The organism is Actinoplanes sp. NPDC023714 (assembly GCF_040639855.1).
In the GTDB taxonomy this organism is placed as follows: domain Bacteria; phylum Actinomycetota; class Actinomycetes; order Mycobacteriales; family Micromonosporaceae; genus Actinoplanes.
Genome location: NZ_JBFAAR010000002.1, coordinates 766,582 through 791,458, shown reverse-complemented (window position 1 = coordinate 791,458; position 24,877 = coordinate 766,582). Strand labels below are relative to the sequence as shown.

General features: G+C 73.2%; 26 protein-coding genes. 17 read left to right on the top strand and 9 right to left on the bottom strand.

Features of this window, described 5'->3' with window-relative positions; translation table 11 throughout:
• Positions 1-111: 111 nt before the first annotated feature.
• Positions 112-591, bottom strand: coding sequence for a 2'-5' RNA ligase family protein (locus AB0G10_RS11670; RefSeq protein ID WP_360918893.1), 480 nt, complete (start codon positions 589-591; stop codon positions 112-114).
• 18 nt (positions 592-609) lie between these two features.
• Here AB0G10_RS11670 and AB0G10_RS11665 point away from each other — a divergent pair, with 18 nt between their 5' ends.
• Together AB0G10_RS11665 and AB0G10_RS11660 are read left to right on the top strand one after the other, a co-directional pair.
• Complete coding sequence (locus AB0G10_RS11665; RefSeq protein WP_360918892.1) at positions 610-1,359, top strand: arginase family protein; 750 nt, start codon at positions 610-612, stop codon at positions 1,357-1,359.
• 92 nt (positions 1,360-1,451) lie between these two features.
• Positions 1,452-2,849, top strand: coding sequence for a cellulase family glycosylhydrolase (locus tag AB0G10_RS11660; RefSeq protein ID WP_360918890.1), 1,398 nt, complete (start codon positions 1,452-1,454; stop codon positions 2,847-2,849).
• A 127-nt stretch (positions 2,850-2,976) separates the two neighbouring features.
• On the opposite strand, the gene AB0G10_RS11655 is transcribed toward AB0G10_RS11660, so the two are convergent.
• A complete protein-coding gene (locus AB0G10_RS11655) occupies positions 2,977-3,537 on the bottom strand; it encodes a hypothetical protein (protein ID WP_360918889.1) in 561 nt (186 codons plus the stop codon).
• Positions 3,538-3,546: 9 nt separating this feature from the next.
• A complete protein-coding gene (locus AB0G10_RS11650) occupies positions 3,547-4,668 on the bottom strand; it encodes an ROK family transcriptional regulator (protein WP_360918887.1) in 1,122 nt (373 codons plus the stop codon).
• A gap of 54 nt (positions 4,669-4,722) precedes the next feature.
• Between AB0G10_RS11650 and AB0G10_RS11645 the strand changes: the two genes are divergently transcribed.
• Positions 4,723-7,176 (top strand): glycoside hydrolase family 2 TIM barrel-domain containing protein, encoded by a 2,454-nt coding sequence (locus tag AB0G10_RS11645; protein ID WP_360918885.1) that lies wholly within the window; start codon positions 4,723-4,725, stop codon positions 7,174-7,176.
• Between the two features lies 1 nt (position 7,177).
• Positions 7,178-8,002, top strand: coding sequence for a substrate-binding domain-containing protein (locus tag AB0G10_RS11640; protein ID WP_360918884.1), 825 nt, complete (start codon positions 7,178-7,180; stop codon positions 8,000-8,002).
• Here the strand turns inward: AB0G10_RS11640 and AB0G10_RS11635 are convergent.
• Positions 7,986-8,678, bottom strand: coding sequence for a carbonic anhydrase (locus AB0G10_RS11635; RefSeq protein WP_360918883.1), 693 nt, complete (start codon positions 8,676-8,678; stop codon positions 7,986-7,988). The genes AB0G10_RS11640 and AB0G10_RS11635 overlap by 17 nt on opposite strands.
• Before the next feature lie 97 nt (positions 8,679-8,775).
• Between AB0G10_RS11635 and AB0G10_RS11630 the strand changes: the two genes are divergently transcribed.
• From AB0G10_RS11630 to AB0G10_RS11600, 7 genes are all read left to right on the top strand, one after another.
• The gene (locus AB0G10_RS11630; protein WP_360918881.1) at positions 8,776-9,210 is read left to right on the top strand and encodes an N-acetyltransferase; all 435 of its coding nucleotides are present in this window, start codon (positions 8,776-8,778) and stop codon (positions 9,208-9,210) included.
• A 42-nt stretch (positions 9,211-9,252) separates the two neighbouring features.
• Positions 9,253-9,756 (top strand): GNAT family N-acetyltransferase, encoded by a 504-nt coding sequence (locus AB0G10_RS11625; protein ID WP_360918879.1) that lies wholly within the window; start codon positions 9,253-9,255, stop codon positions 9,754-9,756.
• Positions 9,757-9,826: 70 nt separating this feature from the next.
• Positions 9,827-10,375: a hypothetical protein gene (locus tag AB0G10_RS11620; protein ID WP_360918878.1), complete on the top strand. Its 549-nt coding sequence runs from the start codon at positions 9,827-9,829 to the stop codon at positions 10,373-10,375.
• 51 nt (positions 10,376-10,426) lie between these two features.
• The gene (locus AB0G10_RS11615) at positions 10,427-12,529 is read left to right on the top strand and encodes an NACHT domain-containing protein (protein WP_360918877.1); all 2,103 of its coding nucleotides are present in this window, start codon (positions 10,427-10,429) and stop codon (positions 12,527-12,529) included.
• A 12-nt stretch (positions 12,530-12,541) separates the two neighbouring features.
• Positions 12,542-13,414, top strand: coding sequence for an alpha/beta hydrolase (locus tag AB0G10_RS11610; RefSeq protein ID WP_360918876.1), 873 nt, complete (start codon positions 12,542-12,544; stop codon positions 13,412-13,414).
• Between the two features lie 43 nt (positions 13,415-13,457).
• On the top strand, positions 13,458-13,637 hold the full coding sequence (locus tag AB0G10_RS11605; protein WP_360918874.1) for a hypothetical protein: 180 nt from the start codon (positions 13,458-13,460) through the stop codon (positions 13,635-13,637).
• A gap of 9 nt (positions 13,638-13,646) precedes the next feature.
• Positions 13,647-14,309, top strand: coding sequence for a DUF6882 domain-containing protein (locus AB0G10_RS11600; RefSeq protein WP_360918872.1), 663 nt, complete (start codon positions 13,647-13,649; stop codon positions 14,307-14,309).
• Positions 14,310-15,454: 1,145 nt separating this feature from the next.
• Here AB0G10_RS11600 and AB0G10_RS11595 read toward each other — a convergent pair.
• Both AB0G10_RS11595 and AB0G10_RS11590 read right to left on the bottom strand, forming a co-directional pair.
• A complete protein-coding gene (locus AB0G10_RS11595) occupies positions 15,455-16,123 on the bottom strand; it encodes an NAD(P)-dependent oxidoreductase (RefSeq protein ID WP_360920706.1) in 669 nt (222 codons plus the stop codon).
• An 18-nt stretch (positions 16,124-16,141) separates the two neighbouring features.
• Positions 16,142-16,579, bottom strand: coding sequence for a response regulator (locus AB0G10_RS11590; RefSeq protein WP_360918871.1), 438 nt, complete (start codon positions 16,577-16,579; stop codon positions 16,142-16,144).
• A 44-nt stretch (positions 16,580-16,623) separates the two neighbouring features.
• Between AB0G10_RS11590 and AB0G10_RS11585 the strand changes: the two genes are divergently transcribed.
• Genes AB0G10_RS11585 through AB0G10_RS11565 form a run of 5 tightly spaced genes read left to right on the top strand, consistent with a single transcriptional unit; the run spans position 16,624 to position 21,698 of the window.
• Entirely contained in the window at positions 16,624-17,454 is an 831-nt protein-coding gene (locus AB0G10_RS11585) for a hypothetical protein (RefSeq protein ID WP_360918869.1), read from the top strand.
• A complete protein-coding gene (locus AB0G10_RS11580; protein WP_360918867.1) occupies positions 17,451-18,119 on the top strand; it encodes a DUF4129 domain-containing protein in 669 nt (222 codons plus the stop codon). The genes AB0G10_RS11585 and AB0G10_RS11580 overlap by 4 nt, the downstream gene beginning before the upstream one ends.
• Positions 18,116-19,396, top strand: a complete 1,281-nt coding sequence (locus AB0G10_RS11575; protein WP_360918866.1) for a DUF4350 domain-containing protein — start codon at positions 18,116-18,118, stop codon at positions 19,394-19,396. Before AB0G10_RS11580 ends, AB0G10_RS11575 begins: the two co-directional genes overlap by 4 nt.
• On the top strand, positions 19,393-20,355 hold the full coding sequence (locus AB0G10_RS11570; protein ID WP_360918864.1) for a MoxR family ATPase: 963 nt from the start codon (positions 19,393-19,395) through the stop codon (positions 20,353-20,355). Before AB0G10_RS11575 ends, AB0G10_RS11570 begins: the two co-directional genes overlap by 4 nt.
• Positions 20,355-21,698, top strand: coding sequence for a DUF58 domain-containing protein (locus tag AB0G10_RS11565; RefSeq protein WP_360918862.1), 1,344 nt, complete (start codon positions 20,355-20,357; stop codon positions 21,696-21,698). Before AB0G10_RS11570 ends, AB0G10_RS11565 begins: the two co-directional genes overlap by 1 nt.
• A gap of 6 nt (positions 21,699-21,704) precedes the next feature.
• Here the strand turns inward: AB0G10_RS11565 and AB0G10_RS11560 are convergent, their stop codons facing one another.
• Together AB0G10_RS11560 and AB0G10_RS11555 are read right to left on the bottom strand one after the other, a co-directional pair.
• The gene (locus tag AB0G10_RS11560) at positions 21,705-22,283 is read right to left on the bottom strand and encodes an SET domain-containing protein (RefSeq protein WP_360918861.1); all 579 of its coding nucleotides are present in this window, start codon (positions 22,281-22,283) and stop codon (positions 21,705-21,707) included.
• 4 nt (positions 22,284-22,287) lie between these two features.
• Complete coding sequence (locus AB0G10_RS11555) at positions 22,288-23,016, bottom strand: protein phosphatase 2C domain-containing protein (RefSeq protein ID WP_360918859.1); 729 nt, start codon at positions 23,014-23,016, stop codon at positions 22,288-22,290.
• 44 nt (positions 23,017-23,060) lie between these two features.
• On the opposite strand from AB0G10_RS11555, the gene AB0G10_RS11550 reads away from it, so the two are divergent.
• The gene (locus AB0G10_RS11550; protein ID WP_360918857.1) at positions 23,061-23,918 is read left to right on the top strand and encodes an alpha/beta hydrolase; all 858 of its coding nucleotides are present in this window, start codon (positions 23,061-23,063) and stop codon (positions 23,916-23,918) included.
• On the opposite strand, the gene AB0G10_RS11545 is transcribed toward AB0G10_RS11550, so the two are convergent.
• Positions 23,881-24,873, bottom strand: a complete 993-nt coding sequence (locus AB0G10_RS11545) for a helix-turn-helix domain-containing protein (RefSeq protein ID WP_360918855.1) — start codon at positions 24,871-24,873, stop codon at positions 23,881-23,883. The two genes, AB0G10_RS11550 and AB0G10_RS11545, sit on opposite strands and share 38 nt — an antisense overlap.
• Between the last annotated feature and the right edge of the window lie 4 nt (positions 24,874-24,877).

Genomic DNA, 24,877 nt, shown 5'->3' with positions numbered 1-24,877 from the left:
TCATGCCCACCTGGCCGAACGTGGCGCCTGCTCGAGAGGCGCCGGTCGCGGTGCGCGACGGCGAGGAGGACCCGCAGCGATGGACGGCGACGCGGACCGATCCCGCGGCGGTCACGGGCGCGGGGTCAGGTCGGTGGCGAGCCTGGTGGTGGTGTCGTAGGTGCGGGCCGCGACGCTCTCGCCGTACAGAATGGGGTTGTCTCTCAGCAGTTGAAGGGCCTGTTCGTGCTGGCCGGCGGGCATGGTGAGGGCCAGGCTGACGTGCGGGATCCAGCGGTCCGGGGCGTGCAGCGGGTTGAGGCCGGCGATCGACTGCCAGACGTCGGCCTGCAGGGCGCGCAGTTCGGGCGAATCGGCGGTCAGGGCCAGGGCGCGGCCGAGGATGCGGGGTGGACCCAATCGGACAGGGACCGGCAGGGTCAGGGGGAGCGACGGGGGCAGTTCCGCGGTCGTCGCCAGGGTGATGTGCGGGCGGTTGGTGGCGTGCGTGTGGGTGGCGAGGCTGCGCAGGCCGGCCTCGTGGAGGCGGTGCCACAGCGCGCGCACGGCGTCGTCGAGGGCGGAGTCGAGCAGGAGTTCCACGGTGTGCACTGATCTATCGTCGGCGGTATGACGACGATCCTCGTGCCCTACCACCAGGACGAGCGCCTCTCCGACGACAATATACCGATATTTCCGGACCTGACGGTTGACGTGGCCACGCGGACCGGCGACATCTGGCAGCGCGTCACCTCCGTCTGCGCCAGCACTGCGGCCGCCGTCGAACCCGTCGTGCGCGACGGCGGCATGCCGGTGGTGTTCTCCGGCGACTGTCTCATAGCGGACGGCACCGTCGCCGGCGTCCAGCGGGCGGGCGTCGATCCGGCGGTCGTCTGGTTCGACGCGCACGGTGACGTGCACACCCTCGAGACCAGCACCTCCGGCTATCCGGGTGGACTTTCGGTCCGGCTTCTGACCGGGGCCCATGCCGATCTGTACGCCGGAAGCTTCGGTCTGACCCCGCTCCCACCGGGGCGGGCCGTCCTCGTCGACGCGCGCGACCTCGATCCGGCCGAGGCCGAGTATCTGCGCACCGGCGAGACCCGCCGGATCGCCGTGGCCGAGGTGTCGCCGGAGTCGGTCCCGCCCGGCCCGCTGGTGATCCACATCGACCTCGACGTGATCGACCCGGCCGGCCTGCCGGGTCTCCGGTTCCCGGCGCCGGGCGGCCCGCCGGCCGAGGAGGTGCGGGAGGCGTGCGCCCGCCTGATCGCTACCGGACGGGTGGTGGCGCTCGACGTGGCGGCGCCGTGGCATCCGGCCGCGAACCCGCAGGAGCAGGAGGCCCGTCGGCGGCTGCTGGCGTCCCTGGTTTTTTAAACAGCTTAAGTTTGTGGCGCCCGGACGTTGACAGAGGTGGATGTACCGGCGCATCGTGGGAGCGCTCCCGAATCCCCGCAGGAGGTTCCCCCATGAGATCGAAGTGGTGGGGTGGCGTACTCGCCCTGCTCTGTGGCGCGGCCGCCGTCCTGGTCGCAGCCCAGCCCGCGCAGGCCGCCACCGGCTTCACCGTGTCCGGCACCAGGATCCTTGACGCGAACGGCAACACCTTCGTGATGCGTGGCGTCAACCACGCGCACACCTGGTACCCGTCGCAGCTCGGCTCGTCGCTGTCCGGCATCAAGGCGCTCGGCGCCAACACCGTCCGGGTCGTGCTCGCGAGCGGGCAGCGCTGGACCAAGAACGAGGCGTCCGACGTCACCAACGTGATCAGCCAGTGCAAGGCGAACCGGCTGATCTGCGTGCTCGAGGTGCACGACACCACCGGGTACGGCGAGCAGTCCGGCGCCGCGACCCTCGCCCAGGCCGTCGACTACTGGATCTCGGTGAAGTCGGCGCTGGCCGGCCAGGAGTCGTACGTCATCCTGAACATCGGCAACGAGCCGTACGGCAACGGCAGCGCCGCGTCGTCCTGGACCGCCGACACCAAGTCGGCGATCACCCGGCTGCGCGCCGCCGGCTTCCAGCACCAGATCATGGTGGACGCGCCGAACTGGGGCCAGGACTGGCAGTTCATCATGCGCGACAACGCCGCCTCGGTGTTCGCCGCCGACCCGAACCGCAACACGGTGTTCTCGATCCACATGTACGGCGTGTTCGACACCGCCGCGGAGATCAACGACTACCTCGGCCGGTTCCAGACCGCCGGGCTGCCCATCGTGGTCGGCGAGTTCGGCTTCGACCACTCGGACGGCAACCCCGACGAGGACACCATCCTGGCCACCGCCCAGGCCCGCGGGATCGGCTACCTCGGCTGGTCGTGGAGCGGCAACGGCGGCGGCGTCGAGTACCTCGACATGGTCACCAACTTCAACGCCTCGGCGCTGACCACCTGGGGCCAGCGGATCTTCAACGGCGCGAACGGCATCAAGGCGACCGCGAAGGAGGCGTCGGTGTTCGGCTCCGTTCCGCCGTCGTCGCCCTCGACGTCCCCGTCGACGTCGCCCTCCAGCTCGCCGTCGTCCTCCCCGTCCGCGTCGCCGTCGGTCTCGCCCAGCACGCCGACCGGCGCCTGCTCGGCCACCTACAAGATCGACAACTCGTGGCCCGGCGGCTTCCAGGGCACGGTCACGGTCAAGGCCGGCGCCGCGGCGGTCAACGGCTGGACCGTGTCGTGGACCTGGACCAACGGTCAGCGCTTCACCAACTCGTGGAACGCCACGGTGACCACCTCCGGTGAGGTCGTCACGGCGAAGAACGCGGCCTACAACGGCGCGCTCGGCGCCGGCGCCTCGACGAGCTGGGGCTTCACCGCCTCGGCCGGCAGCACCAACACCGCACCGTCCGCGGTCACCTGCACCACGCCCTGATCGCTGCCGGACACGGCGCCCCACGCTCGTGACCTCAACCGCGGTTGAGGTCACGAGCGTGGGGCGCCCGCCTGGCCGCGCGGCCGGCGCAGCGCTCGTTTATCCGCGCGGCCGGCGCAGCGCTCGTTTATCCGCGCGGCCGGCGCAGCGCCGCCGCCACCGTGGCGAAGAGGGCGAAGCCCGAGCCGACCCCCGCGACCAGCCCGATCGTCGCGTCCGAGCCGCCCAGCGCGGAGATCGCGAAGCCGGCCAGCCCGAGGAGTGTCATGACGGCGCCGAGCCCGTGGTAGAGCGGCATCCGCCAGGCCCAGGCCAACCCGAAGAAGTGCACGCCGACCACGGTGGCGGTCCAGGCGACGCCGAGCTCCGGCTTCTCCCACACCCCGATGATCAGGTAGAGGCCGGCGAAGAGCGCCACCACCTCGGCCAGCAGGATCAGCCGGAAGCGGCGGTCGCCGAAGCCGCGGACGCGGCCGCCGTCGTTCGTCACCGTGACGGTGCGGGCCGTGCGGAACAGCGCGATCACCAGGGCGGCGGCGGTGAGCGCACCGGCGGTTCTGATCACTATCGGCCAGGGCGATGGCAGCCCGCCACTGTTGACCATGATGAAGACGGTGCCGAACGAGATGGCGATCAGCGAGCCCGTCACCAGCCCGGTCGGCCGGGTATCGGTGTCTGTCGACGTCATGGCGCGAGTCTAGGAGCGCAGGACCATCGCGGCCGCCCCGGTCGCGGAGGCGGTGGCGGCGGCCGAGGAGACGGTGACGGTGACCGATCGGTGCCAGGTCTTCGCGTCGGCCGGGGCTATGCGGCGCTGGATGGCCGGGCCGTAGACGAACGACGCCGCTGCGAAGCCGGGACCGGTCAGCACGACGAGGTCGAGGTCGAGCAGGTTCACCACGGATTCGGCGGCCGCGGCGACGTGGGCGGCCGACTCCTCCAGCAGCGCGAGGCAGGCGGGGGCTCCGGCCCGGGCGGCGCGGGCCACGGCCGCGAAGCCGGCGGCCACGCTGCGCGAGCCGGGTTCGAGTCCGGCTTCTGCCGCGGCTGCGGCGTCCGAGCGGGCAAGAGCGACGAGGGTACGGGGACCCGCCACCGCTTCGAGGCAGCCCCGCGAACCACAGCCGCACGGGGGCCCGTCCGCCCGTACACAGACATGACCGAACCCGCCGCCGCGCAGCACCCGGCCGCCCACCACGATGCCGGCGCCGAGGCGGCTGCCGAGGTGCAGCGCGGCGAAGGCCCGCTCGGGGCCGAGGCGCGCCACCCAGTACTCGCCGGCCGCGGCCGCGGTCGCGTCGTTCTCGACCAGGACGGTGAAGCCGGTCGCCGCCCGCAGCCGATCACCGAGATCGCCGCCGCCGTGGGTCGTGCCGGCGCCGCCGCCCGTGCCGGCGCCGTCCATCGCGCCGGTCAGGCCGATGCCGAGGCAGCGCGCGGCGTCCACTCCGGAACCCGCGAGGAGCACGGTGACGCCTGCGGCCAGCTCGTCGGCGGTCGCGGGCGTGCTCACCGGGCGCGCGAGCCGGGAGATGATGCCGCCGGTCTGGCCGGTCAGCACGAACGTGGCGGTGCCCGCGTCGAGGTGCACGCCGACGGCGATGCGCGCCGACGGGTCGAGGCGCAGCAGCGTGCGCGGCTTGCCGGCGGTGGGCGCGCGGCCGGTCTCGACCACCAGGCCCTCGTCGAGGAGGCGGCGTACGGTCATCGACACGGCCGCCTCGGTCAGCCCGGTCACGCCCGCGATCTCGACACGGCTGAGCGGCTCGGCCGCGCGGATGGCGTCGAGGATCGCTTCCCGGGCCCGGCCGCGTGCCATGTGACCCTCCGCAAGTGTTTGACGGGCTAAGTTCAGCAGCTTAAGAATATGGGTATGCGCAAGACCGAGCTGCACACCGGCTGGACCGTTCGAGCGACCGGTGGCCCGGTCCCGCAGGAGTTGGCGGAGCGCACGGTGCCCGCCACCGTCCCGGGCACCGTGCACACCGACCTCCTCGACGCCGGCCTCATCCCCGACCCGTACCTCGCCGAGAACGAGGCGGCGCTCGCCTGGTTCCACCGCACCTCGTGGCGGTACGACACCGTGCTGCGCGCCGAGCCGGCCGCGCCCGGGGAGCGGGTCGACCTGGTCTTCGACGGCCTCGACACGGTGGCCACGATCGAGCTGGACGGGGTGGAGATCGGGCGCACCGCGAACATGCACCGCGGCTACCGGTTCGACGTGGGTCACCTGCTGACCGGCGAGGATCAGACCCTCACGGTACGGTTCGACGCGGCGCTCGACTACGCCGAACGGCTCCAGGAGCAGGTCGGCGAGCGCCCCCGGCCGTACCCGCACCCGTTCAACGCGGTCCGCAAGATGGCCTGCTCGTTCGGCTGGGACTGGGGTCCCGACCTGCAGACCGCCGGCATCTGGAAGCCGGTCCGCCTGGAACGCTGGCAGACCGCGCGGCTCGCCGCCGTCCGTCCGCTGGCGACCCGCACCCACCTGACCGTGGCGGTCGACGTCGAGCGCTCCGCCGACGTGAACCTGGTCGCCGAGATCTACGTGGGCGAGCACGGCCGGCGCCGGCTGCCGCTGCCCGCCGCGTCCGGCTCCGGGACCGCGGAGATCGACCTGCCGGACGCCCCGGCCTGGTGGCCCGCCGGCTACGGCGAGCAGACCCTCGTCCCGATCACCGTGAAGCTGCTCCACCAGGGCGACAACCTCGATCGGTACGACACCCGGGTCGGTTTCCGCGACGTGCGGCTCGACGAGACCCCGGACGAGCACGGCTCCGCCTTCACCCTCGTCGTCAACGACCAGCCGATCTTCGTGCTCGGGCTCAACTGGATCCCCGAGGACCACCTGCTCACCCGGCTCACCCGGGACAGGCTGGAGCGCGCCGTGGACCGTGCCGCCGCGGCCAACGCCAACCTGCTGCGGGTGTGGGGCGGCGGCATCTGGGAGAGCGACGACTTCTACGACGTGTGCGACGAGCGCGGCATCCTGGTGTGGCAGGACTTCCCGCTGGCCTGCGCCGCGTACTCGGAGGAGGAGCCGCTGCGCACCGAGATCCTGGCCGAGGCCCGGGAGAACGTGACGCGGCTGGCCCCGCACCCGTCGCTGATCCTCTGGAACGGCGGCAACGAGAACATCTGGGGCCACGAGGACTGGGGCTGGAAGGAAGCGCTCGGCGACCTCACCTGGGGTGCCCGCTACTACTACGAGGACTTCCCGGCGCTGCTCGCCGAGCTCGACCCGACCCGGCCCTACCACCCGGGCAGCCCGTCGAGCCCTTCTTCTACCGGTGCGCATCCCAACGACGACCGGTACGGCACCCGGCACGAGTGGGAGGCCTGGAACCGCGAGGACTACACGTTCCACGACAGGTTCGTGCCGCGGTTCTGCTCGGAGTTCGGCTGGCAGGCGCCGCCCGCGTGGGCCACCCTCACCGCCACCCTGGACGCCGCCGACCTGTGCAAGGACTCGGCCGCGTTCCTGCTGCACCAGAAGGCCGAGGACGGCAACGGCAAGCTCGACCGCGGCCTCGCCCACCACATGCCGGTGCCGGAGGACTTCGCCGGCTGGCACTGGGCCACCCAGCTCAATCAGGCCCGGGCCACCCGGCACGCCGTGCTGCACCTGCGCTCGCACGCCCCGCGCACGATGGGCAGCATCCTCTGGCAGCTCAACGACTGCTGGCCGGTCACCTCGTGGGCCGTCGTCGACGGGCACGAGCGGCTGAAGCCCGCCTGGTACGCGCTGCGGGCCGCCTACGCGCCGCGCGCCCTCGGGTTCGTGGTGCGGGACGGGGTGCCGGTGCTGGCGGTGCTGAACGACAGCGCCGACGTGTGGCGGGGGAGTGCCGGCTTCCACGTCTCCGGCTTCGCGCTCCGGTCGGACGACGTGGTCCCGGTTCCGTTCGAGGTTCCGGCGCGGTCGGTGCGGCTCATCCCGGTGCCGCCGTCGCTCCTCGCCCCGGCCGACCCGAGCCGCTCGGTGCTGGTCGCCGAGACCGAGACCGACACCGGCGGGGTGCGGGCCACCCACCTGTTCGCCGAGGACTTCGACCTGGCCTACGACCCGGCGCCCGCCAAGGTGGCCGTGGAGGCCGTCGACGGGGGTTACGAGGTCACCGTGAGTGCTTCCTCGTACATCAGGGATTGTGCTCTTCTGGTGGATCGGGTGGCGCCCGACGCGACCGTGAGCGACATGCTCGTCGATCTGCTGCCGGGGGAGAGCCATACGTTCTCGGTCACCACGTCGGCGACCGTCGAGCCGTCGGCGTTCGCCGATCCGCTGGTGCTGCGGTCGGCCAACTCGCTGTCCGGCACGGCCCGCTGAGGTGGGCCGGCTGATCGGCCTCGTGCTGACCGGGGGCGCCGCGCGGGTGGGCGTCGAGCCGTTCTTCATGGAGCTGATCGCCGGCGTCGAGGAGGCGCTCGCGCCCCGAGGCTCGACCGTGTTGCTGCTGGTGGTGCCGGACCTGGCGGCCGAGCTGGAGGCCTACCGGCGATGGCGGGCCGACCACACCGTCGCCGCGGTCGTCGTCGTGAACCTGGTCCACGACGACGGCCGCCCGGCGTTCCTGGAGAAGATCGGCCTGCCCGCCGTGCTGGCCGGCCGGAGCGCCCACGCCGGCTTCCCGCGGGTGCTCACCGACGACGCGGCAGCGATGGCGGCGGCCGTCGAGTCCCTGATCGAACGCGGTCACCGCACGATCGGCCGGGTCAGCGGGCCGGCGACCCTCGTGCATACCGCTGAGCGGTCCGCCGCCATCTCCGCGGCGGCACAGACCCATGGCGTACGGATCACCGAGGTCGAAGGCGACTACGGAGCGGAGTCGGGGGTGGCGGGGATCCGCGCCCTGCTGGCGGCCGACCCCGCGCCGACCGCCGTGGTGTTCGACAACGACGTCATGGCGGTGGCCGCCCAGCAGGAGCTGACCCGGGCCGGCGTGTCCGGCATCAGCCTGCTGGCCTGCGACGACTCCGCGCTCTGCGAGCTGGCGACGCCGCCCCTGTCGGCGCTCGCGAAGAACGTCCACGAGCACGGCCTGATCCTCGGCGAGGCGATGCTGTCGGTGCTGTCCGGCGAACCGCCCCGCGACTTCCCGGGCCCGGAGATCCGGATCCGGCACCGGGCGACGACCCTCAGTGGACCAGGGTGACCAGGCCGGACTCCAGGTCGTAGCGGGCGCCGGCGACCAGCGTCCGCCCGCGCTCGACGCTCTCCCGGACGATCTCGCTGGTCGACACGAGAGCCTCGGCCTGAGCGCGGACGTTGGCCCGTACGGCGAGCTCCACGCCGTCCGGGACGCCGGCGTAGGGCGCCACGATCGGGGTCAGCGCCGTCACGATCGCGGCGATGTGACCCGGCGCCGGGGTGCCGGTCTCCAGCGAGGCGAGGGTCGCCGAGACGGCGCCGCAGCGCTCGTGGCCGAGGACCACGATCAGCGGCGGGGCGAACTCCTCGACGGCGTACTCGATGCTGCCCAGCAGCAGGTCGTCGACGATGTTGCCGGCCACCCGGTTGTCAAACACGTCGCCGATGCCCTGATCGAAGACGACCTCCGGCGGGACCCGGGAATCGGCGCAGCCGAGAACGATGGCGAACGGGTGCTGACCGGCGGCGGTCTCCCGTACCCTCGCCGGGGTTTGATGGGGGTGACGTGCGTGACCGGCGGCAAAGCGCCGGTTGCCCACCAGGATCGCCTCGAGCGCCTCCCGGGGCGTGCCCGGAAGCCGGGTGGGCGAGGCCGAGGCGCTGCCGGCGAGAGCGAACGAGCCGGCGACGGCCCCACCGGCGGCGAGAAGCGCGCGGCGGCGGAGCGGGTTCGGGGACATGGGAACTCCTATCCATCGACGGATGACGACACATGGTGCATCCGCGGATGAGGCGCGCTCCACTATCTATCGATCATGTGACATGAATAATGGGCGAATGGGGTTGGTTGACGAGGCGTTCGACGTGCCGGAAGTGCACATGGCCAAGGGCTTCCGGCTGGAGCTGCTGGGGCCGGAGCACAACGAGTCCGACCATCGGGCCTGGACCACGAGCATCGAGCACATCCGCGCGACGCCGGGGTTCGGCGATGACTGGCCGCCGGTCGGCGGGATGACGCTCGAGGAGAACCTCGCCGACCTGCGCGGCCACGCCGCACGCTCGGCCCGCCGGGAGGACTTCGCCTACGCGGTGCTCGATCCGGCGACCCGCGAGGTGATCGGCTGCGTCTATCTGAAGCCGGGCCCGCCCGGTGACGTGCGGGTGCTGTCCTGGGTACGCGCCGACCGCAGCCACCTGGACGAGCCGCTCACCGTCGTGGTGACGCGCTGGCTGGCCGAGTCCTGGCCGTTCGAGGTGATCGGCTACCGCTGAAACCGCTTGCGATCGGCATGATCAACTAGCAGGCTGTCCGGCATGGAACCACCCGAGATGATCAATGCCGGCGATCTGGTCCTGAAGCGGTGGGAGCCGGAGTGGGCCGCCGAGGCCACCGCCGCGGTGCGGGAGTCGCTGCCCGAGCTGAAGCCGTGGCTGCCGTGGGCGACCGACACCTACGGCGACGCCGACTCGCTCGACTACATCACCCGGTCGGTGAAGAGCTGGGCCGAGGGCACCGAGTTCAACTACGCGATCTTCACGGCGGTCGGTGAGCTGATCGGCTCGATCGGGCTGATGACGCGGGTGGGGCCGGGCGCGCTGGAGATCGGCTACTGGCTGCGGACGCCGTGGGCCGGCCGCGGCCACATGACGGCCGCCGTGAAGGTGCTCACCCGCGTCGCGCTGACGCTCGACGGCATCGAGCGCGTGGTGATCCGCCACGACGCCGCCAACGGCGCGTCGGCCGCGGTGGCGGCGAAGGCCGGATTCGCCGAGACCGGCCGCGACGGCAACGACGTCATCCGCGAGTGGCGTTCTTGACCGCCCGCGCGTGGCGGAACCTCGTCGCGCCGGGATGCCGGGGCATGACGCCAGGCCATCGGGTGACGCTGTGATCATCCCCGTGGACTACCCGGCCCTGTGGGGGACCGACCGGGACAGGCAGAACGCCGCCTACGAATCGCTGATGGCCGAGACGCGGAACCCGGTCCCCTGGGCAGCGGACGTCTGGGACGACGTCGTCCTCCATCTGGAGGACGGCGACAACCACAACCGGGCGATCGCCGCCCAGCTGCTCTGCAACCTGGCCGCGACCGACCCCGGTGGCCGGATCTTCGGCGCCGACCTCGACGCCCTGCTGCAGGTCACTCGGGACCCGCGCACGGTCACCGCCCGGCACAGCCTCAAGTCCCTCTGGCGCATCGGGCTGGCCGGCGAGCCCTCGCGGCGCCGGCTGCTCGACGTGCTCGCCCAGCGCTACCGCGACACCTTCGACGCCGCCGAGAAGCACCCCACCCTGGTCCGCGGCGACCTCGCCGAAACGCTGCGCCTGCTGCACGACGCCACCGGCGACGACGCGGTGCGCGAGCTGGCACAGCAGCTGATCGCCTCGGAGCCGGACGAGAAGTACCGCAAGAAGTACGCCAAGTTCTGGAAGTGACGCCGATCCGGTGATGCCGTCCGGAGCCCGGACCGGCCATCATGGTCGATCGTGAACAGGCGGCGGGTGGTGTGGACGGCGCTGGGTGTGGCGGCGGCGGGACCGCTGGTGTGGGCACTGCGCCGGATGGACGTCGGTGACGTCGACCCGCTGAGCGCGGCGATCGGCTTCGCCTCGTTCGTGGCCGGCGCGACCGCGCTGCTGATCGCGGTCCGCGGTGACCGTGCCCAGCAGACCGACACCACACGGCTGGCGGCGCGCCTGGCGGCGGCCGTCCGTGACCGGGAACAGACCGCCCGTCGTCAGCTGCTCGGTGAGACCGGACGTGCCATCGACGTCCAGTTCGACTTCCGGCCGGCGCCGGGCCACGACGCCGCCCAGGCGAACAGGCAGGGGCGGCTCGGCGACGTCGCCACCTACTACCGGAAGCTGCGGCCCTCCCGGATGGTGATCACCGGGGCGGCCGGGGCCGGCAAGACGGTCCTGGCCGTCGAGCTGATGATGATGCTGCTCCAGGACCGGGCGCCCGGCGATCCGGTGCCGGTCCGGCTCTCCGCCGCGTCCTGGGACGCCGGCGACGAGCCGGAAGGGCTCATCCGGCGCTGGCTCGTCGCCCACCTGGTCGAGGTCTACCGGCTGGCGCCCCGGTCGGCGCGGGCGCTCGTGACCGAGGGATGGATCCTCCCGGTCGTCGACGGACTCGACGAGCTGGACGCCACCGACGAGCCGGGATTCGCCTCGCGGGCCGGGCAGGCGCTCCGCGTCCTGAACGCCTATCAGCACTTCCGGGAACGCGCCGCGGTGATCGTCACCTGTCGCAGCGGGCACTACGAGGCCCTCGTCGCGGAGAACAGCCGGCTCGAGGACTCCGCCCGGGTGGAGATCCGCTCGGTGAGCGCCGCGAAGGCCCGTGACTTCATCACGTCCCGGGTCGTCGATCCCCGCCGGTGGCGGACGGTGCTCGACGAGATCGAACGCAGCCGGCGCGGTCCGCTCGCGGCAGGACTGTCCACGCCGTGGCGCCTCACCCTGGCCACTGTCGTCTACGAGCAGCGGCAACCCACCGGCGAGTTCGTCAGCGATCCGCACGAGCTGACCAGCCCGTCACTGGACACCGCGGACGCCGTGGGCCGCCGGCTGGTGAACCTCTTCATCCCGGCGGCGCTGGGCAGCACACCGGAGCGGCCCTACGATCCGGCGCACGCCCGCGACTGGCTGTCGGTGCTGGCCCGATATCTGCACGGCAACACCGAGGAGGGCAGGAGCCTGGGCGGGCGAGCCCTCTCCGGCACCGACCTGGTCCTGCACGAGTTGTGGCCGCTCGCGGGCGACCGGACCGCCCGGCTGGCGACGCTGCCATTGCTCATCCCGCTCTGGCTCGGACTCGCCCTGGCCACGATCTTCGCGGTCGCCCAGAATCTCCATCCCATCGCGCTGGCGGGCGCCGCCACGGTCACCGCCGGTGTCGTCGTCGGGGTGTATCAGGCCTGGTCTCTCCTCTGGCCGGTGCCCTGGCGGCTGCAGCCGGCCGCGCTGCGCTCGCCGGACGCCCGGGGCCAGCTGCTCGCCTGGTGCGGTGGCGGTTCGCTGGCCGGTCTCGCGTTCGGGCTCTTCCTGGTCTACTTCGGCAGCATGCCACCGGGATTCGAGGGCTGGTCCTTGATCGTGCTTTTCGGCCTGGCCGGCCTCGCCGCCGGTGCCCTCGTCGCATCGCTGGTCTTCGGCGTGGTCGTGCCGGTCGACGCTGAGGAGTCCGAGCCACGAGCCGTCCCCCGCGACGACCTCATCACCGCGGGTGTCGTGATGGTGGGCTTCGGCGTGCTGGCCGCCGGCTTCATCGGCGGGCTCGTCGCGCTGTTCCCGGGACCGAACGCGAACCCCCCGTCGGAGACGGTGTTCAGCTTCCTCGTGGGACTGTTCGTCGGGAACGTCTTCGCCCTGACGGCGCACTCCGGCGCCGGACTCTCCGGGCTGCGCTATCTCGCCCTGCTCCTCTGCACACGGCGCGGCCCCCACCGGTTGCCCTGGCGTCTCGCCCACTTCCTCGACACCTGCTACCGGGCCGGAATCCTGCGGATCGCCGGGAACGCCTATCAGTTCCGGCACCGCGAACTCCAGGACCACCTGGCCCGTCGTATCGACGTCGACAACTGATACGTTCGCGGCATGGAGGACCGTGTCGGCGCCTTCACCGGCGACCGGGCCCGGGATCGCTTCGCGCTCGCCTACCGGGCCGCCCTCGCGCGGCTGCTGCCCGGTGGGGACGAGCCGATCCCGGTGACCACGAGCTACGGCGAGGCCGTCGCCTACCGCAGCGGCGCCGCGAGCGGCACCCCGATCGTGCTGCTGCCGGGGGCCGGGGGGAACGCCGTGACGTGGTACCACTACGCCGGCCGTCTCGGCCGTGACCACCCGGTGGTCGCGCTCGACCCGATCGGGGAACCGGGGGCGGCGCGGCAGACGCGGCCGATCGGCAGCGCGCGGGACGTCGTCGACTGCCTCGACGAGACGCTCGACGGGCTCGGGCTGAACGGCGCGCACCTGGTCGGGATGTCCTACGGCGGCTGGCAGGCGCTGCGGTACGAGCTCGACCATCCGGGCCGCGCCGCGAGCCTCACGCTGATCGACCCGGGCGGGTTCGGCGCGGTCGGGGCGCGGTTCTGGCTCTGGCTCGCGGCGGGTGGGCTGGCCGGGATCAGCCCGCGGCCGGTCCGTCGCCGGCTGTCCGGGCTGGTCCGCAACGCCACGCTGCGGGACGACGAGCTGATGCCGCTGTTCCCGCTCACGATGGCGTTCCGCCGGCGGCTGCCGCTGCCCGGGCCCTTCTCGGATCAGGAGCTCGGCGCGGTCACCGTACCCTCGCTGATCCTTATCGGGCAGAAGAGTGCCCTCTATCCGGCGGCCGACGTCGCGGAGCGACTCGGCCGGGTCATGCCGGCCGCGCGCGTGGAGATCGTCCCCGGGGCGTCGCACGATCTGCCGGTGCACTCACCCGATCTGGTGGCGGAGCGGATCACGGCCTTCCTCGCGCGGGCCTGACCGGATGCTGGAGATCCGCGGACATCACCCCTGAGGAGCACGAATGTCGCCGGCGAGTCACCGTCACCTGGCCACCGAACTGCTGGCGAGCGTCTCCGGCAAGCTGCCCGGCACGCCCGCGGTGATCGCGGCCGCGCACGCGCACGCCGTCCTCGCGCTGGCCGACGAGGTGGCGGCGCTCCGGCAGACCCTCCAGGACCGGGCCGGCGAAGCGCGCGGCTAGGGTGGCGCGGTGTCCGCTTTTGACGAACTCTTCGCCCAGCACGCCGCCACCGCCTACGCCCGGCAGCTCGCCCTCGCCGACCTGATCGGCGAGCGCGACTGGCAGCTGGACCTGACCGAGGGCGTGGCCACGTTCGGCGGCGACCTGCGCTTCCCGATCCAGCTGCTCGGCACCGAGAGCCACGTCGACGGCAGCTGGCTGTGGGCCTGGGCGAACGCGGTCAGCAACCTCCCGCCCCAGCTGCTTCACCTCAGCGAGTGGATGCGCTCCTACGGCTCGTCCTCGTCGATCCCCGAGCTCACCGAGCCGTCGTTCCCCCTCGACCGCGCCGACGGCGCCCACCTCGCGCTGATCGCTTCCGGACTGACGGGGCGCTGCTACTACCGGGGCCCCTACGACGGCGGCGCGGTCTTCTTCCACCTCGAGAACCTGCCCGCCGAGATCGTGGCCCCGGTCTCACCCGAACGGGCGTTCCTCGTCGTCGGCCAGGTGATCGGCGCCTTCCCCCTCGACCACCGGATCACGCTGCTGTCATTCCTCGATCAGCAGGGCTGGTCCGTTTCCGACAACACGCCGGCCCTCGTCGTCGGCACGCACCCCGGCGGCAGCGAGATGCGCGTCGAGTTCGATGATCAGAATCGGATGGCCCGCATCTCGGGCCAGGTCAATTGATTCGCAGTCACCTCGCGCAACTGCCGGCCCTTCTTAACGTTGCATAGGCGGATCATCCAGCCAACCGGGGAATTTTTCTCGATATGAAGTATGGGCGTTCTTCATCGTCGTTTCCGGGTGTGCCGGGTTCAATTGAGGAATGACGCAGCTTGCATTGTTTCCCGCGAGGCATCTCCGGGATCCGGCGCTGCGCCGCAATTATTCGCCGGAGGCAGAGGCGTTCCGGCGGGAGCACAAGAGGCACCGTTCTTGGGGGTTGGATCAGCGTCATGCTGTGCGGTTGCGCCAGTTGCGGAGCGGCGAGGTCGGTCGTGCGCCCGAGGCCGGGGCGGCGGCCGGTTCCGGTCCAGGTTCCGGTGCCGGCGAGGCGGTGGCCGGCTCCGCGGTAGGGCTCTGCGAGGCGCACGCATCCGGCCCCGAGCCGGTGCGGGATGGGCCTGAGCCGGCGAGTGCCTCGTGCCCGGCGGTGGCCGGACCTGCGGAGACTGGATCGGCAGGTGGCCCGTGTCCTCCGCTGGCGGTGGCTGCGGAGCGGGTGGCGGCAGGTGGCCCGTGTCCTCCGCTGGCGGTGGCTGCGGAGCGGGTGGCGGTGGGTGGCCCGTGGCCTGCGTCTGCGGGCAGCGCGGGGTTGCGGGCGGTGCCGGCAGTGCGGGCGGTGCCGGCAGTGCGGGCGGTGCGGGCGGTGCGGGCGCCGGCTGGTCGGGCCGGTGGCCTGCATGTCTTTGTCGGATTGCGTTCCTGGGTTTCGAATTCCTTGGGCGCATCTTTTCTTGTCCGCCGGCTGATCGGCTTCAAAAGCGGCATCGTCGGGAGCGTGGAATTGCATGCGTCCCGCCGCGCAATAGCCATGTCACCGTGGCAGTTCGGTGGGAGCGGGATCGGATCCGCGAGTGGTGCGGATTTTCGCCGCGATCAGGTTGACCGGTTCGGGGCCGCGGAAGCACGCCGTCGAAGATCGGCACGGCACCCTCCCGGGCAATGCCGGGTCGAAGGCGGCCGGGTCCAAGGCGGCCGGGTCGAAGGCGGCTGGGTCGAAGGCGGCCGGGTCGAAGGCGGCCGGGTCCAAGGTGGCTGGGTCGAAGGCGGCCGGGTCGAAGGCGGCCGGGTCGAAGGCGGCAGGGTCGGGAGGAGGAGGCTGGGAGCGGTCAGGTCAGGTGCGGGGCGAAGACCTCGGCGTCGTCGCGGGGGTGGTAGCCGATGGCCTCCCCTCCGGTGGTGGGCCACCAGCGGCGGGTGTTGGCGGAGACTCCCCAGACCAGGTGGTAACCGGTCGCGGTCAGGGACGCGGCGATGAGGCGGGCGGCGTCGGCGGGGGAGAGCCAGACGGAGAGGTCGCGGACGTCGGCCGGTTTCTCCAGGCAGTGGCCGATCCGGAGGCAGACGACGTCGAGGCCGTGTTCGTCGTGGTAGAGCCGGGCCAGCGACTCGACCGCGGCCTTGCTCCAGCCGTAGAAGGAGTCCGGCCGGGGCGGGGCGTCGTCGGGCAGGCTCCGCTGGTCGTGGCGGCCCGTCGCGTGGTTGCTGGACGCGATCACCACCCGGGGGACGCCGGCCTCGGCCGCGCCGCGCAGGACGTGCTCGGTTCCGCGTACGTTCGCGTCGAGGACCTCCTCGAAGGACGCCTCGGCCGAGATGCCGCCCAGGTGGACGATCGCCGCGACGCCCCGGCAGGCCCGGGCCACCGCAGCGGCGTCGGTGAGGTCGAGGGGTTCGACGCCGGGCGCCCGCTCCCGGTCGGTGAGGCGCCAGCCGGGGGAGATCTCCGGCAGGTACGGGCGGAGCATGCGGCCGATGCGTCCCGCCGCGCCGGTCATGAGGATCACCCGGACACCCTATTCGGGCAGAACGGCGATCTCGCTGTAGAAGTGGTTGATCTGCCGCACCGCCGCCTCGAAGGAGTCGAGGTCCATCGGCTTGGAGACGTAGGCGTTGGCGTGCCGGGCGTACGAGGCGGTGATGTCCGGCGCGGCCGACGACGTCGTCAGCACCACGATCGGGATGCTCTTCAGGTCGTCGTCGTCCTTGATCTCGCGGAGCACCTCGTGGCCGCCCATCCGCGGCATGTTGAGGTCGAGCAGCACGAGGTCGGGGCGCGGCGCGTCGGTGTAACGGCCCAGCCGGCGCAGGAAGTCGAGCGCCTCCCGGCCGTCCTCGACGGAGTGCACGATCGGCGGCACGGGAGCGGCGAGCAGCGCTTCCTCGATCATCATGGTGTCCGCGGGGTCGTCGTCGACCACCAGGACGTGCTGCAACCGTGAAACCCCCGACATAGCCGCACACACTACTGGAAGGTGATCACCTAGGATTGCCCGCCATGGCGCCCGTAGTTCTGCCGATGCGGCCGATGACCGCCGGGGAACTCCTCGACGCGGGTGGTGAGCTGCTGCGCCGGCGGGCCCTGCCGCTGCTGGCGCTCGCCGCCCCGCTCGCCGCCGCCGAGCAGGTGATCCTCGGCCGATGGCGGGAACGGGCCGGCCTCGGCGCGCCGGCGTTCCTGCCCGACTTCGGCGACTTCGGCACCTGGTGGATGATCACCGCGGCCGGCTTCGGCTTCGAGGCGGCGATCATCGCGGTGCTGGGCGCCTACGCGGGCGCCGCCGCGGGCCCGGCGCTGCTCGGCGGCCCGCCGGTCCGGCACCGTGCCCTCTGGTCCCGCACCCGTCCGCTGATCACGCTGCCCCTGGCGGCTTTGATAGGCATATTTGCGGCTATAGCCCTATATTTCGGCTTCGTCCCGTGGCTGATCTTCTACGGACTCGTCGGCATGGCGATCCCGGCCCTCACCCTCGGCCGCTCGCGGCACCCGATCGGCCGCTCCGCACGCCTCGCCACCCGCGACGGCGCCCGGGCCGCACTGCTGCGCCTGCTCGCCTACGGCACCTGGTTCCTGATCCGCCTGGCCCTCGGCACGATCTGGGTCGCGGTCGCCGGCCAGGCCGGATGGGGGATCGGCGCCGGCGTCGTGGCCGTCGTCGTGCCGATCGCCTGGGGCATCGCGAACACGGTCGCCTATGCGGCGCTAGCCTGCCTGGACGCGGCGCTGCTGGTGGAGGCGCGCATCCGCACGGAGGGGCTGGACATCGCGATCGAGCGGGAACGGGCACGCGGCGGCGACGGCTCGCGCGCGCTGGTGGACGCGTCGTGACCAGGGCATACGACGAGTGGATCGCCGACCTGCTGGACGTGATCCCGGGCCGGATGCTGCTGCTCGGCCTCTTCCTCGGCACCTTGATCGGGTCGGTCCTCTGGTATTCGTTCCCGGTCTGGATCCCCCGCCGCCGGCCGCGCTTCCACCTGCCGCGCCTGCCCCGGCTCCGCCTCCGCTTCCGGCGTCCGCGGTCCCGCCGGGACACCGGGAAGGCGGGGGAGACCCAGGAGATTCCGACCCCTTCTTCGGTACGGGTGGAAGCCGCGCCCGCCGGCCAGACCGCCGACGCCCTGGCCGCCCAGGGCCGTTACGACGAGGCGATCCGGCAGCGGCTGCGGGACACCGTCCGCGACCTGACCCGGGCCGGCGTGGTGTCCCCGCAGCCCGGCTCGACCGTGGCCGAGCTCGCCGGCGCCACCGCGAGCGGACGACCGGCGATCGCCCCGGCCATGGACGCGGCCACCGAGCTGTTCTCCGAGGTCTGGTACGGCCACCGCCCGGCCGGCGCCGAGCACGACGCGCACATGCGCCGCCTCACCGACGAGGTCCGCACCGACGTGGGCAGCGACCCGCGCGGAGCCGGGCGCACCGACGTGGGTGGCGACCCGGGCGGAGCCGGGCGCACCGACGTGGGCGGCGACGCGGGCGGAGGCCGGCCGTGAACCGGTTCCTCACCGCGCTGAACCCGCGGACCCACCGGCGGATGCGGATCGTGCTGCCGTTCACGGTCCTCCTCCTGCTCGTGACCGGGACGCTGCTCGTCCACGCGGCGCAGCAGCCCGACCCGGGCGACCCCGCGTACCTGAACCCGGCCGCGACCGGCGGCGTCGGCAGTGGCCGGCTCGCCGCCGCGCTCCGGGCGCGCGGCACCGCGGTGACCGAGGCCGGGACGGTGGAGAGCGCCCTCGACGCGGTACGGCAGCGGCCGGGCGCGACGCTCTTCGTCCCGGCGCCGTCCTTCATCGACCTGGAGGACCTGACCAGCGCCACCGGGCTGCCGACCGGCACCCGGATCGTGGTGGCCGGCGCCGGGCAGCACGACCTCGGCAGGACCTCGTGGGAGGTCTCGCACGAGGGCACCCGGTGGGCCGCCGACGCGGTCGGCGCGGGCTGTGCCGTCCCGCTGCCCGGACCGGCGGCGGTGCTGCGCCAGCGGTACGCGGCGCCGGAGGGCAGCGTCTGCTTCGGCGGCGGGCTGGCCGCCTTCACCGACGGGCCGGTCACCGTGGTCCTGGTCGGGGCGGCCGACCCGTTCCGCAACGACCGGATCGGCGAGCACGCGAACGAGGCGTTCGCGACCACCGTCCTCGGCGGCGAGCGGGTGATCTGGCTCAGCGTGCACGAGCGGGAGAACGGGACACCCGAGGAGGAGCCGTCGGCGGAGGCGTCGGCGACCCCGTTCGAGCGGCCGGCCGAGAGCGACGGCGGCACCGGCCCGACGGCGTCGCCGGCCGGCCCGGCCACCGGGCAGCCGCCGGCCGCCGGCGGGCGGACCGCGAAGCCGCCGCTCACCGAGGCGTTCCCGGCCGCGTTCTGGGCCACCCTCGCGCTCGCCGCGCTGGTCCTGATCGCGCTCGCCGCGGCGGCCGCCCGCCGGCTCGGCAGCCCGGTCGCCGAGCCGCTGCCGTCCCGGGTGCCGGCCCACGAGACGATGCTCGGGCACGCCGGCCTCTACCGGCGGGCCCGGGCCCGCGGCCCGTCCCTCGACATCCTGCGGACGGCGGCGCGGCGCCGGCTCACCGAGCATCTGGGTCTGCCGCGCGACGCCACGCCCGAGGAGATCGCCGGCCGGGCCGGGCTGCCGCCGGACCGGGTACGCGAGGTGCTCGCCGGGAAGCCGCCGGCGACCGACGCGGAGCTGGTGACGGCCGCTGAGGACGTACAGAAGCTGGTTCTTGAAATTCTGCAGAGGCCCGATGAGAAAAAGGGGAACCCGTGACCGCCGAATCCGAACAGGCCCGCCTCGCGCTGAGCCGGCTGCGCGCCGAGGTCGGCAAGGCCGTCGTCGGGCAGGAGGCGGTGGTCGGTGGCGTCGTGGTGGCGCTGCTCTGCGGCGGGCACGTGCTGCTCGAAGGCGTCCCCGGCGTGGCGAAGACCCTGCTGGTCCGGGCCGTCGCGGCGGCGCTCGCGCTGGACACCAAGCGCGTCCAGTTCACCCCCGACCTGATGCCCGGCGACTTGACCGGCTCGCTCGTCTACGACGCGCGCAGCTCGGCCTTCAACTTCCGGCCCGGCCCGGTCTTCACCAACCTGCTGCTCGCCGACGAGATCAACCGCACGCCGCCGAAGACGCAGGCCGCGCTGCTCGAGGCCATGGAGGAGCGCCAGGTCAGCGTGGACGGCACGGCGCGCCCGCTGCCGCAGCCGTTCCTGGTCGCCGCCACTCAGAACCCCATCGAGTACGAGGGGACGTATCCGCTCCCGGAAGCCCAGCTCGACCGGTTCCTGCTGAAGCTGTCCGTGCCGCTGCCCGAGCGCGAGGACGAGCTCAACGTGCTGCGTGCCCACCACCAGGGGTTCGACCCGCGCGACCTCAAGGCGGCCGGCGTCACCGCCGTGGCCGGGCCCGCCGACCTGGCCGCCGGGCGGGCCGCCGTGCAGCGGGTGGCGGTGGCCGAGCCGGTCCTGTCGTACATCGTCGACCTCTGCCGGGCCACCCGGCAGACCCCCGCCCTCGAACTCGGCGCGTCCCCGCGCGGCGCGACCGCGCTGCTCGCCGTCGCGAAGGCGTACGCCTGGCTCAGCGGCCGGGACTACGTGGTGCCCGACGACGTGAAGGCGTACGCCGTGCCGGCCCTGCGCCACCGGGTCCGGCTGCGCGCCGACGCCGAGCTCGACGGCGCCACCGTGCCGGCCGTCCTGGCCGGGGTGCTGGCCGCCGTGCCCGCGCCGCGCTGATGGTCACCCGCCGCTTCGCCCTGATCCTGCTGGCCGGGCTGCCGCTGCCGGCGCTGCTGCCCGCGCCGTGGATCGGCCTGCTCCTGGTGGCGGGCTTCGCGGTGTTCGTGGCCGTGCTCGACGTGTTCGTGGCCGGCCCGCTCACCGCCGTCCGCCTCACCCGCTCCGGCGACCGCACGGTCTGGCTCGGCGGCACCGCGACCGTCACACTGACCGCCACGAACACCGGCCGCCGGCCGCTGCGCCTGCACGTGCGCGACAGCTGGGTGCCGTCCGCCGGGGCGTGGCCGGCGCAGCACGACGTCTTCCTGCCCCGCGGCGCGCACAGGGCGCTCGAGGTGAAGCTCAACCCGGTACGGCACGGCGACCGCCCCGCCGTCCTCGTGACGCTCCGATCGCTGGGACCGTTCGGGGTGGCGTACCGGCAACGCGGCCGCAAGTGGAACGCCTCGGTCTCGCCGCCCTGGGTGCTGCGGGTGCTGCCGCACTTCCCGTCGCGCCGGATCCTCCCCGAGAAACTCGCGCGGATGCGGGTGATCGAGGGCTCGGCGGTCACCCGGGGCCGGGGCGCGGGCACCGAGTTCGACGCGCTGCGCGAGTACGTGATCGGCGACGACGTGCGGTCGATCGACTGGCGGGCCAGCGCCCGGCACAACGACGTGATGGTGCGGACCTGGCGGCCGGAACGCGACCGCCGGGTGATCTGCGTGATCGACACCGGCCGGACATCGGCGGCCCGGGTCGGCGACGCGCCCCGGCTCGACGCGGCCATCGACGCGGCGTTGCTGCTGGCCGTGCTCGCCACCCGGGCCGACGACCGGGTCGACCTCTTCGCCCTGGACGCGGTGGTCCGGGCCCGGGTGTCGTCGTCCGGGAAGATGGACCGGCTGATCGACGCGATGGCGGCCCTCACCCCGGCCCCGGACGAGACCGACTGGACGGCGCTCGCCTCGGCCCTCCTGCGGCGTGATCAGAAGCGGTCGTTGGTGGTCATCTTCACGGCCCTCGAACCGGCGCCCATCGTGGAGGGTCTGCTGCCGCTGCTGCGGCGGTTGACGGCGCGCCATCAGGTGGTGGTGGCGGGTGTCCGGGATCCGGCGGTGTCCCGGGCGGCGGTGTTGCCCTCCGCACCCCCGCCGGACTCATCGTCGGTTCCCCCGGCCGCGATCACCGCCGCTGACGTCCATCTCGCGGCGGCCGCGCAGCGGGTGCTCACCGAGCGCGACCGGGTCCGCGAGGTGCTGACCCGCTTCGGCGCGATCGTGGTGGACGAGGACGCGGGCGCCTTCGCGGGCCGGGTCGCCGACGTGTATCTGCTGCTCAAGGCGACCGGCCGGCTCTGAATCCGGCTAGCCGACGTGCTGGTAGACGAGCTGCCAATTGCCCTCGATCACCTTGAGGAGCAGGGTCGCGTGCCGGCCGCCGGGGAGGGTGGCGGAGCAGAGTGCCTCCCACCGCCCGGTGCCGACCAGCCATTCGACGCCGCTCAGCGGGCGGGCGTGCCGGCCCGGCGGCCAGAGCTTGGCGCCGGCGGCCGTGAGCGCGGCGAGCTCGGCCGGGCCGGCCCGCTGGTAGGCCTCCAGGAACGTCGTCAGCTCCCGGGCCGTCTCCTCGTGACAGTCGATGGTGATCGGGTCGCCGGCGCGCAGCGGGCGCAGGGCGACGTGGCAGCGGCGGTCGAAGTCCTGGCGGCAGGACGGGTCGTCGGCGTGGTTCACGAAGCGGGCCGGCGGTGGATAGAGGAAGCGCCGGCCGCCGAAACTGTGCACGAACAGGTCCTCGCCGGCCGGCAGCGCCCGGTAGTCGGCGAGCGTGAGCGGGCGCAGGTCGTAGGAGAGCACCACCTCGCCGGCCGCGAAGTCGCGCGCCGCCACCACGCCGAAGCCCGCCAGATCTCCCGCCCCGAGCCGCACGCCGGAGGAGTTCATCGGCTCAGGAGACCCGGATGACGATCGCTGTGGCGTTGTCGTCGCCGGGGGTGAGGGACTCCTCGAGGATCGCCTCGACGGCGGCGGCCGGGCCGGCGGCCGTGGCGAGGAGGCTCGCCAGCCTGTCATAGCCGACCTGGTCGGAGACTCCGTCCGTACAGATCAGGAGGGCGTCCCCGGAGCGCAGGGCGACGTTCAGGAGGTCGGGTTCCGGCTCGTCCGGATGGCCCGCGTAGCGGGTCAGGCGCCGGCTCGCGACGGACGCCTCGGCCGAGCCGGCGGCGAACCAGCCGTGCAGCAGGCCGAGCCAGGCCACCGTGTGGTCGACGGTGAGGAGTTCGAGCAGGCCGTCGCGGAGACGGTAGGCGCGGGAGTCGCCGAGCTGGACCAGCCAGGCGCCGTCCGGGCCGGCGGCGAACGCCGTGAGCGTGCAGCCGGTCAGGCCGGGGAGGGGGCGACCGGCCTCCCGGACCGCCGTCTGCACCTCGGCGACCGCGGCCCGCAGCGAGCCGGGGTCGAACTGCGCTCGGGAAACGAACACGTCCACCGCGGTCCGGCCCGCCGCCCGGCTGCCCGGCCCGTCGCCCATGCCGTCCGCCACCACGGCGAGCGGGCGGTCCGGGTCGAGGTGGAGCACGTCGTAGTTCGCGTCGTAGCGCTCGCCCACGACGGTTCCGGCGGCCGCGGCCAGGCGCCGGCCCGCGACGGTCCACTCCACACTGCTCGTCCCCATGAGCATCCAGGGTAGGCGGACCTCGATCGGGTAATGGGGCATCCATGTTCCAGCTCGAACACATCGATCTCGGTGACGTCACGCTGCGTGTCCGCCACGGGGGGACCGGCACCCCGGTCGTCCTGCTGCACGGCCATCCGCGCACCCACACGACGTGGCATGCCGTCGCGAACCGCCTCGGCGGAGAGTTCTTCGTGGTGACGCCTGATCTGCGAGGGTACGGGCGGAGCACGCTCCCGCCGGATCGACCCGACCACGGCCAGTCGAGCAAGCGGGCGATGGCGGGCGACGTCGTGCGGCTCATGAACGTTCTCGGCCATGACCGGTTCGCCGTGGTCGGTCATGACCGCGGTGCGCTGGTGGCCTTCCGGACCGCGATGGACCATCCGGACGCGGTCACGCGGCTCGTGGTCATGGACGGGCTGCCGATGGTCGAGCACCTCGAGCGTACGGATGCGACGTTCGCCTCGGCGTGGTGGCACTGGTGGTTCCTCGGGCAGACCGAGAAGCCCGCGGAGCGGGTGATCTGCGCCGATCCGGACGCGTGGTACCGCACGCCCGGGCCCGCCGAACTGGGCGAGGAGAGCCACGCCGATCTGTGGCGGGCGCTGCGGGACCCGGCGGTCGTGCACGGGATGTGCGAGGACTACCGGGCCGGGCTCGGGATCGACCGGCGGCACGACGAGGCCGACCGCGCGGCCGGCCGGCGGGTCGCGTGCCCGATGATGCTGCTGCAGTCCGCGCACGACGACATCGACATCCACGGCGATCCGGTGGAGATCTGGCGGCCGTGGGCGGCGCGCGGCGTCGAGCATCGGCTGATCAACAGCGGTCACCACCAGGCCGAGGAGGCGCCCGAGGAGGTCAGCGCGGCACTGCGGTGGTTCCTGTCCGGGAACTGACCCGGTGCCGGAAGACGTGCCGGTAGGACTGCGGGGAGATGCTGATGACCCGGCCGAAGTGCTGGCGCAGGCTCGCGCTCGTGCCGAACCCGGCGCGCCGGGCGATCTGCTCGACCGGCACGTCGGTGGTCTCCAGCAGTTCCTGGGCGAGCCGCACCCGCTGTTCGAGGATCCACTGCAGGGGGGTCACGCCGATCTCCTCGCGGAACCGGCGGGCGAACGTGCGCGGGCTCTGATGGGCCCGCCCGGCCAGGTCGGCGACGGTGAGCGGCCGGTCGAGGTGCCGCCGCGCCCAGTCCAGCACCGGGCCGAGCCCGCCCTCGGAACCGCCCGGCCGGACCGGCTGCACGAACTGCGCCTGGCCGCCCTCCCGGTGCGGAGGGGTGACCATCCGGCGGGCCACCTCGTTGGCGACCGCCGTGCCGTGGTCGCGCCGGACCAGGTGCAGGCAGAGGTCGATGGCCGCCGCCGTGCCGGCCGAGGTGAGCACCCGGCCGGCGTCCACGTAGAGCACCCGGGAGTCGACGTGCACGGCCGGGTACCGGCAGGCCAGGTCGTGCGCGTTCATCCAGTGCGTCGTCGCGGTCCGGCCGTCGAGCAGGCCGGCCGCGGCCAGCACGTAGACCCCCGTGCAGATCGAGACGACGCGCCGGCCCGCCGCGTACGCCGTGCGCACGGCCTCGACCAGCGCGGGCGGCGGCTCGATCTGGTCGGCGCGGCCCAGCGCCGGGACGACGACGGTGTCGGCGCGGGCCAGCATGCCGAGGTCGTGCTCCGGGGTGACGGTGAGGCCGCCCGTGGTGCGGATCGGTCTCCGGTCCTGGGAGCAGAGGCGCAGGTCGTACCAGGGGGAGACGATGTCGCTGCGGTCGGTGCCGAACACCTCGAACGGCACCGACAGCTCGAACACCGGAAGCCCGTCGGTGAGCGCGACGGCGACGACGTGGGCGGCCATGGCA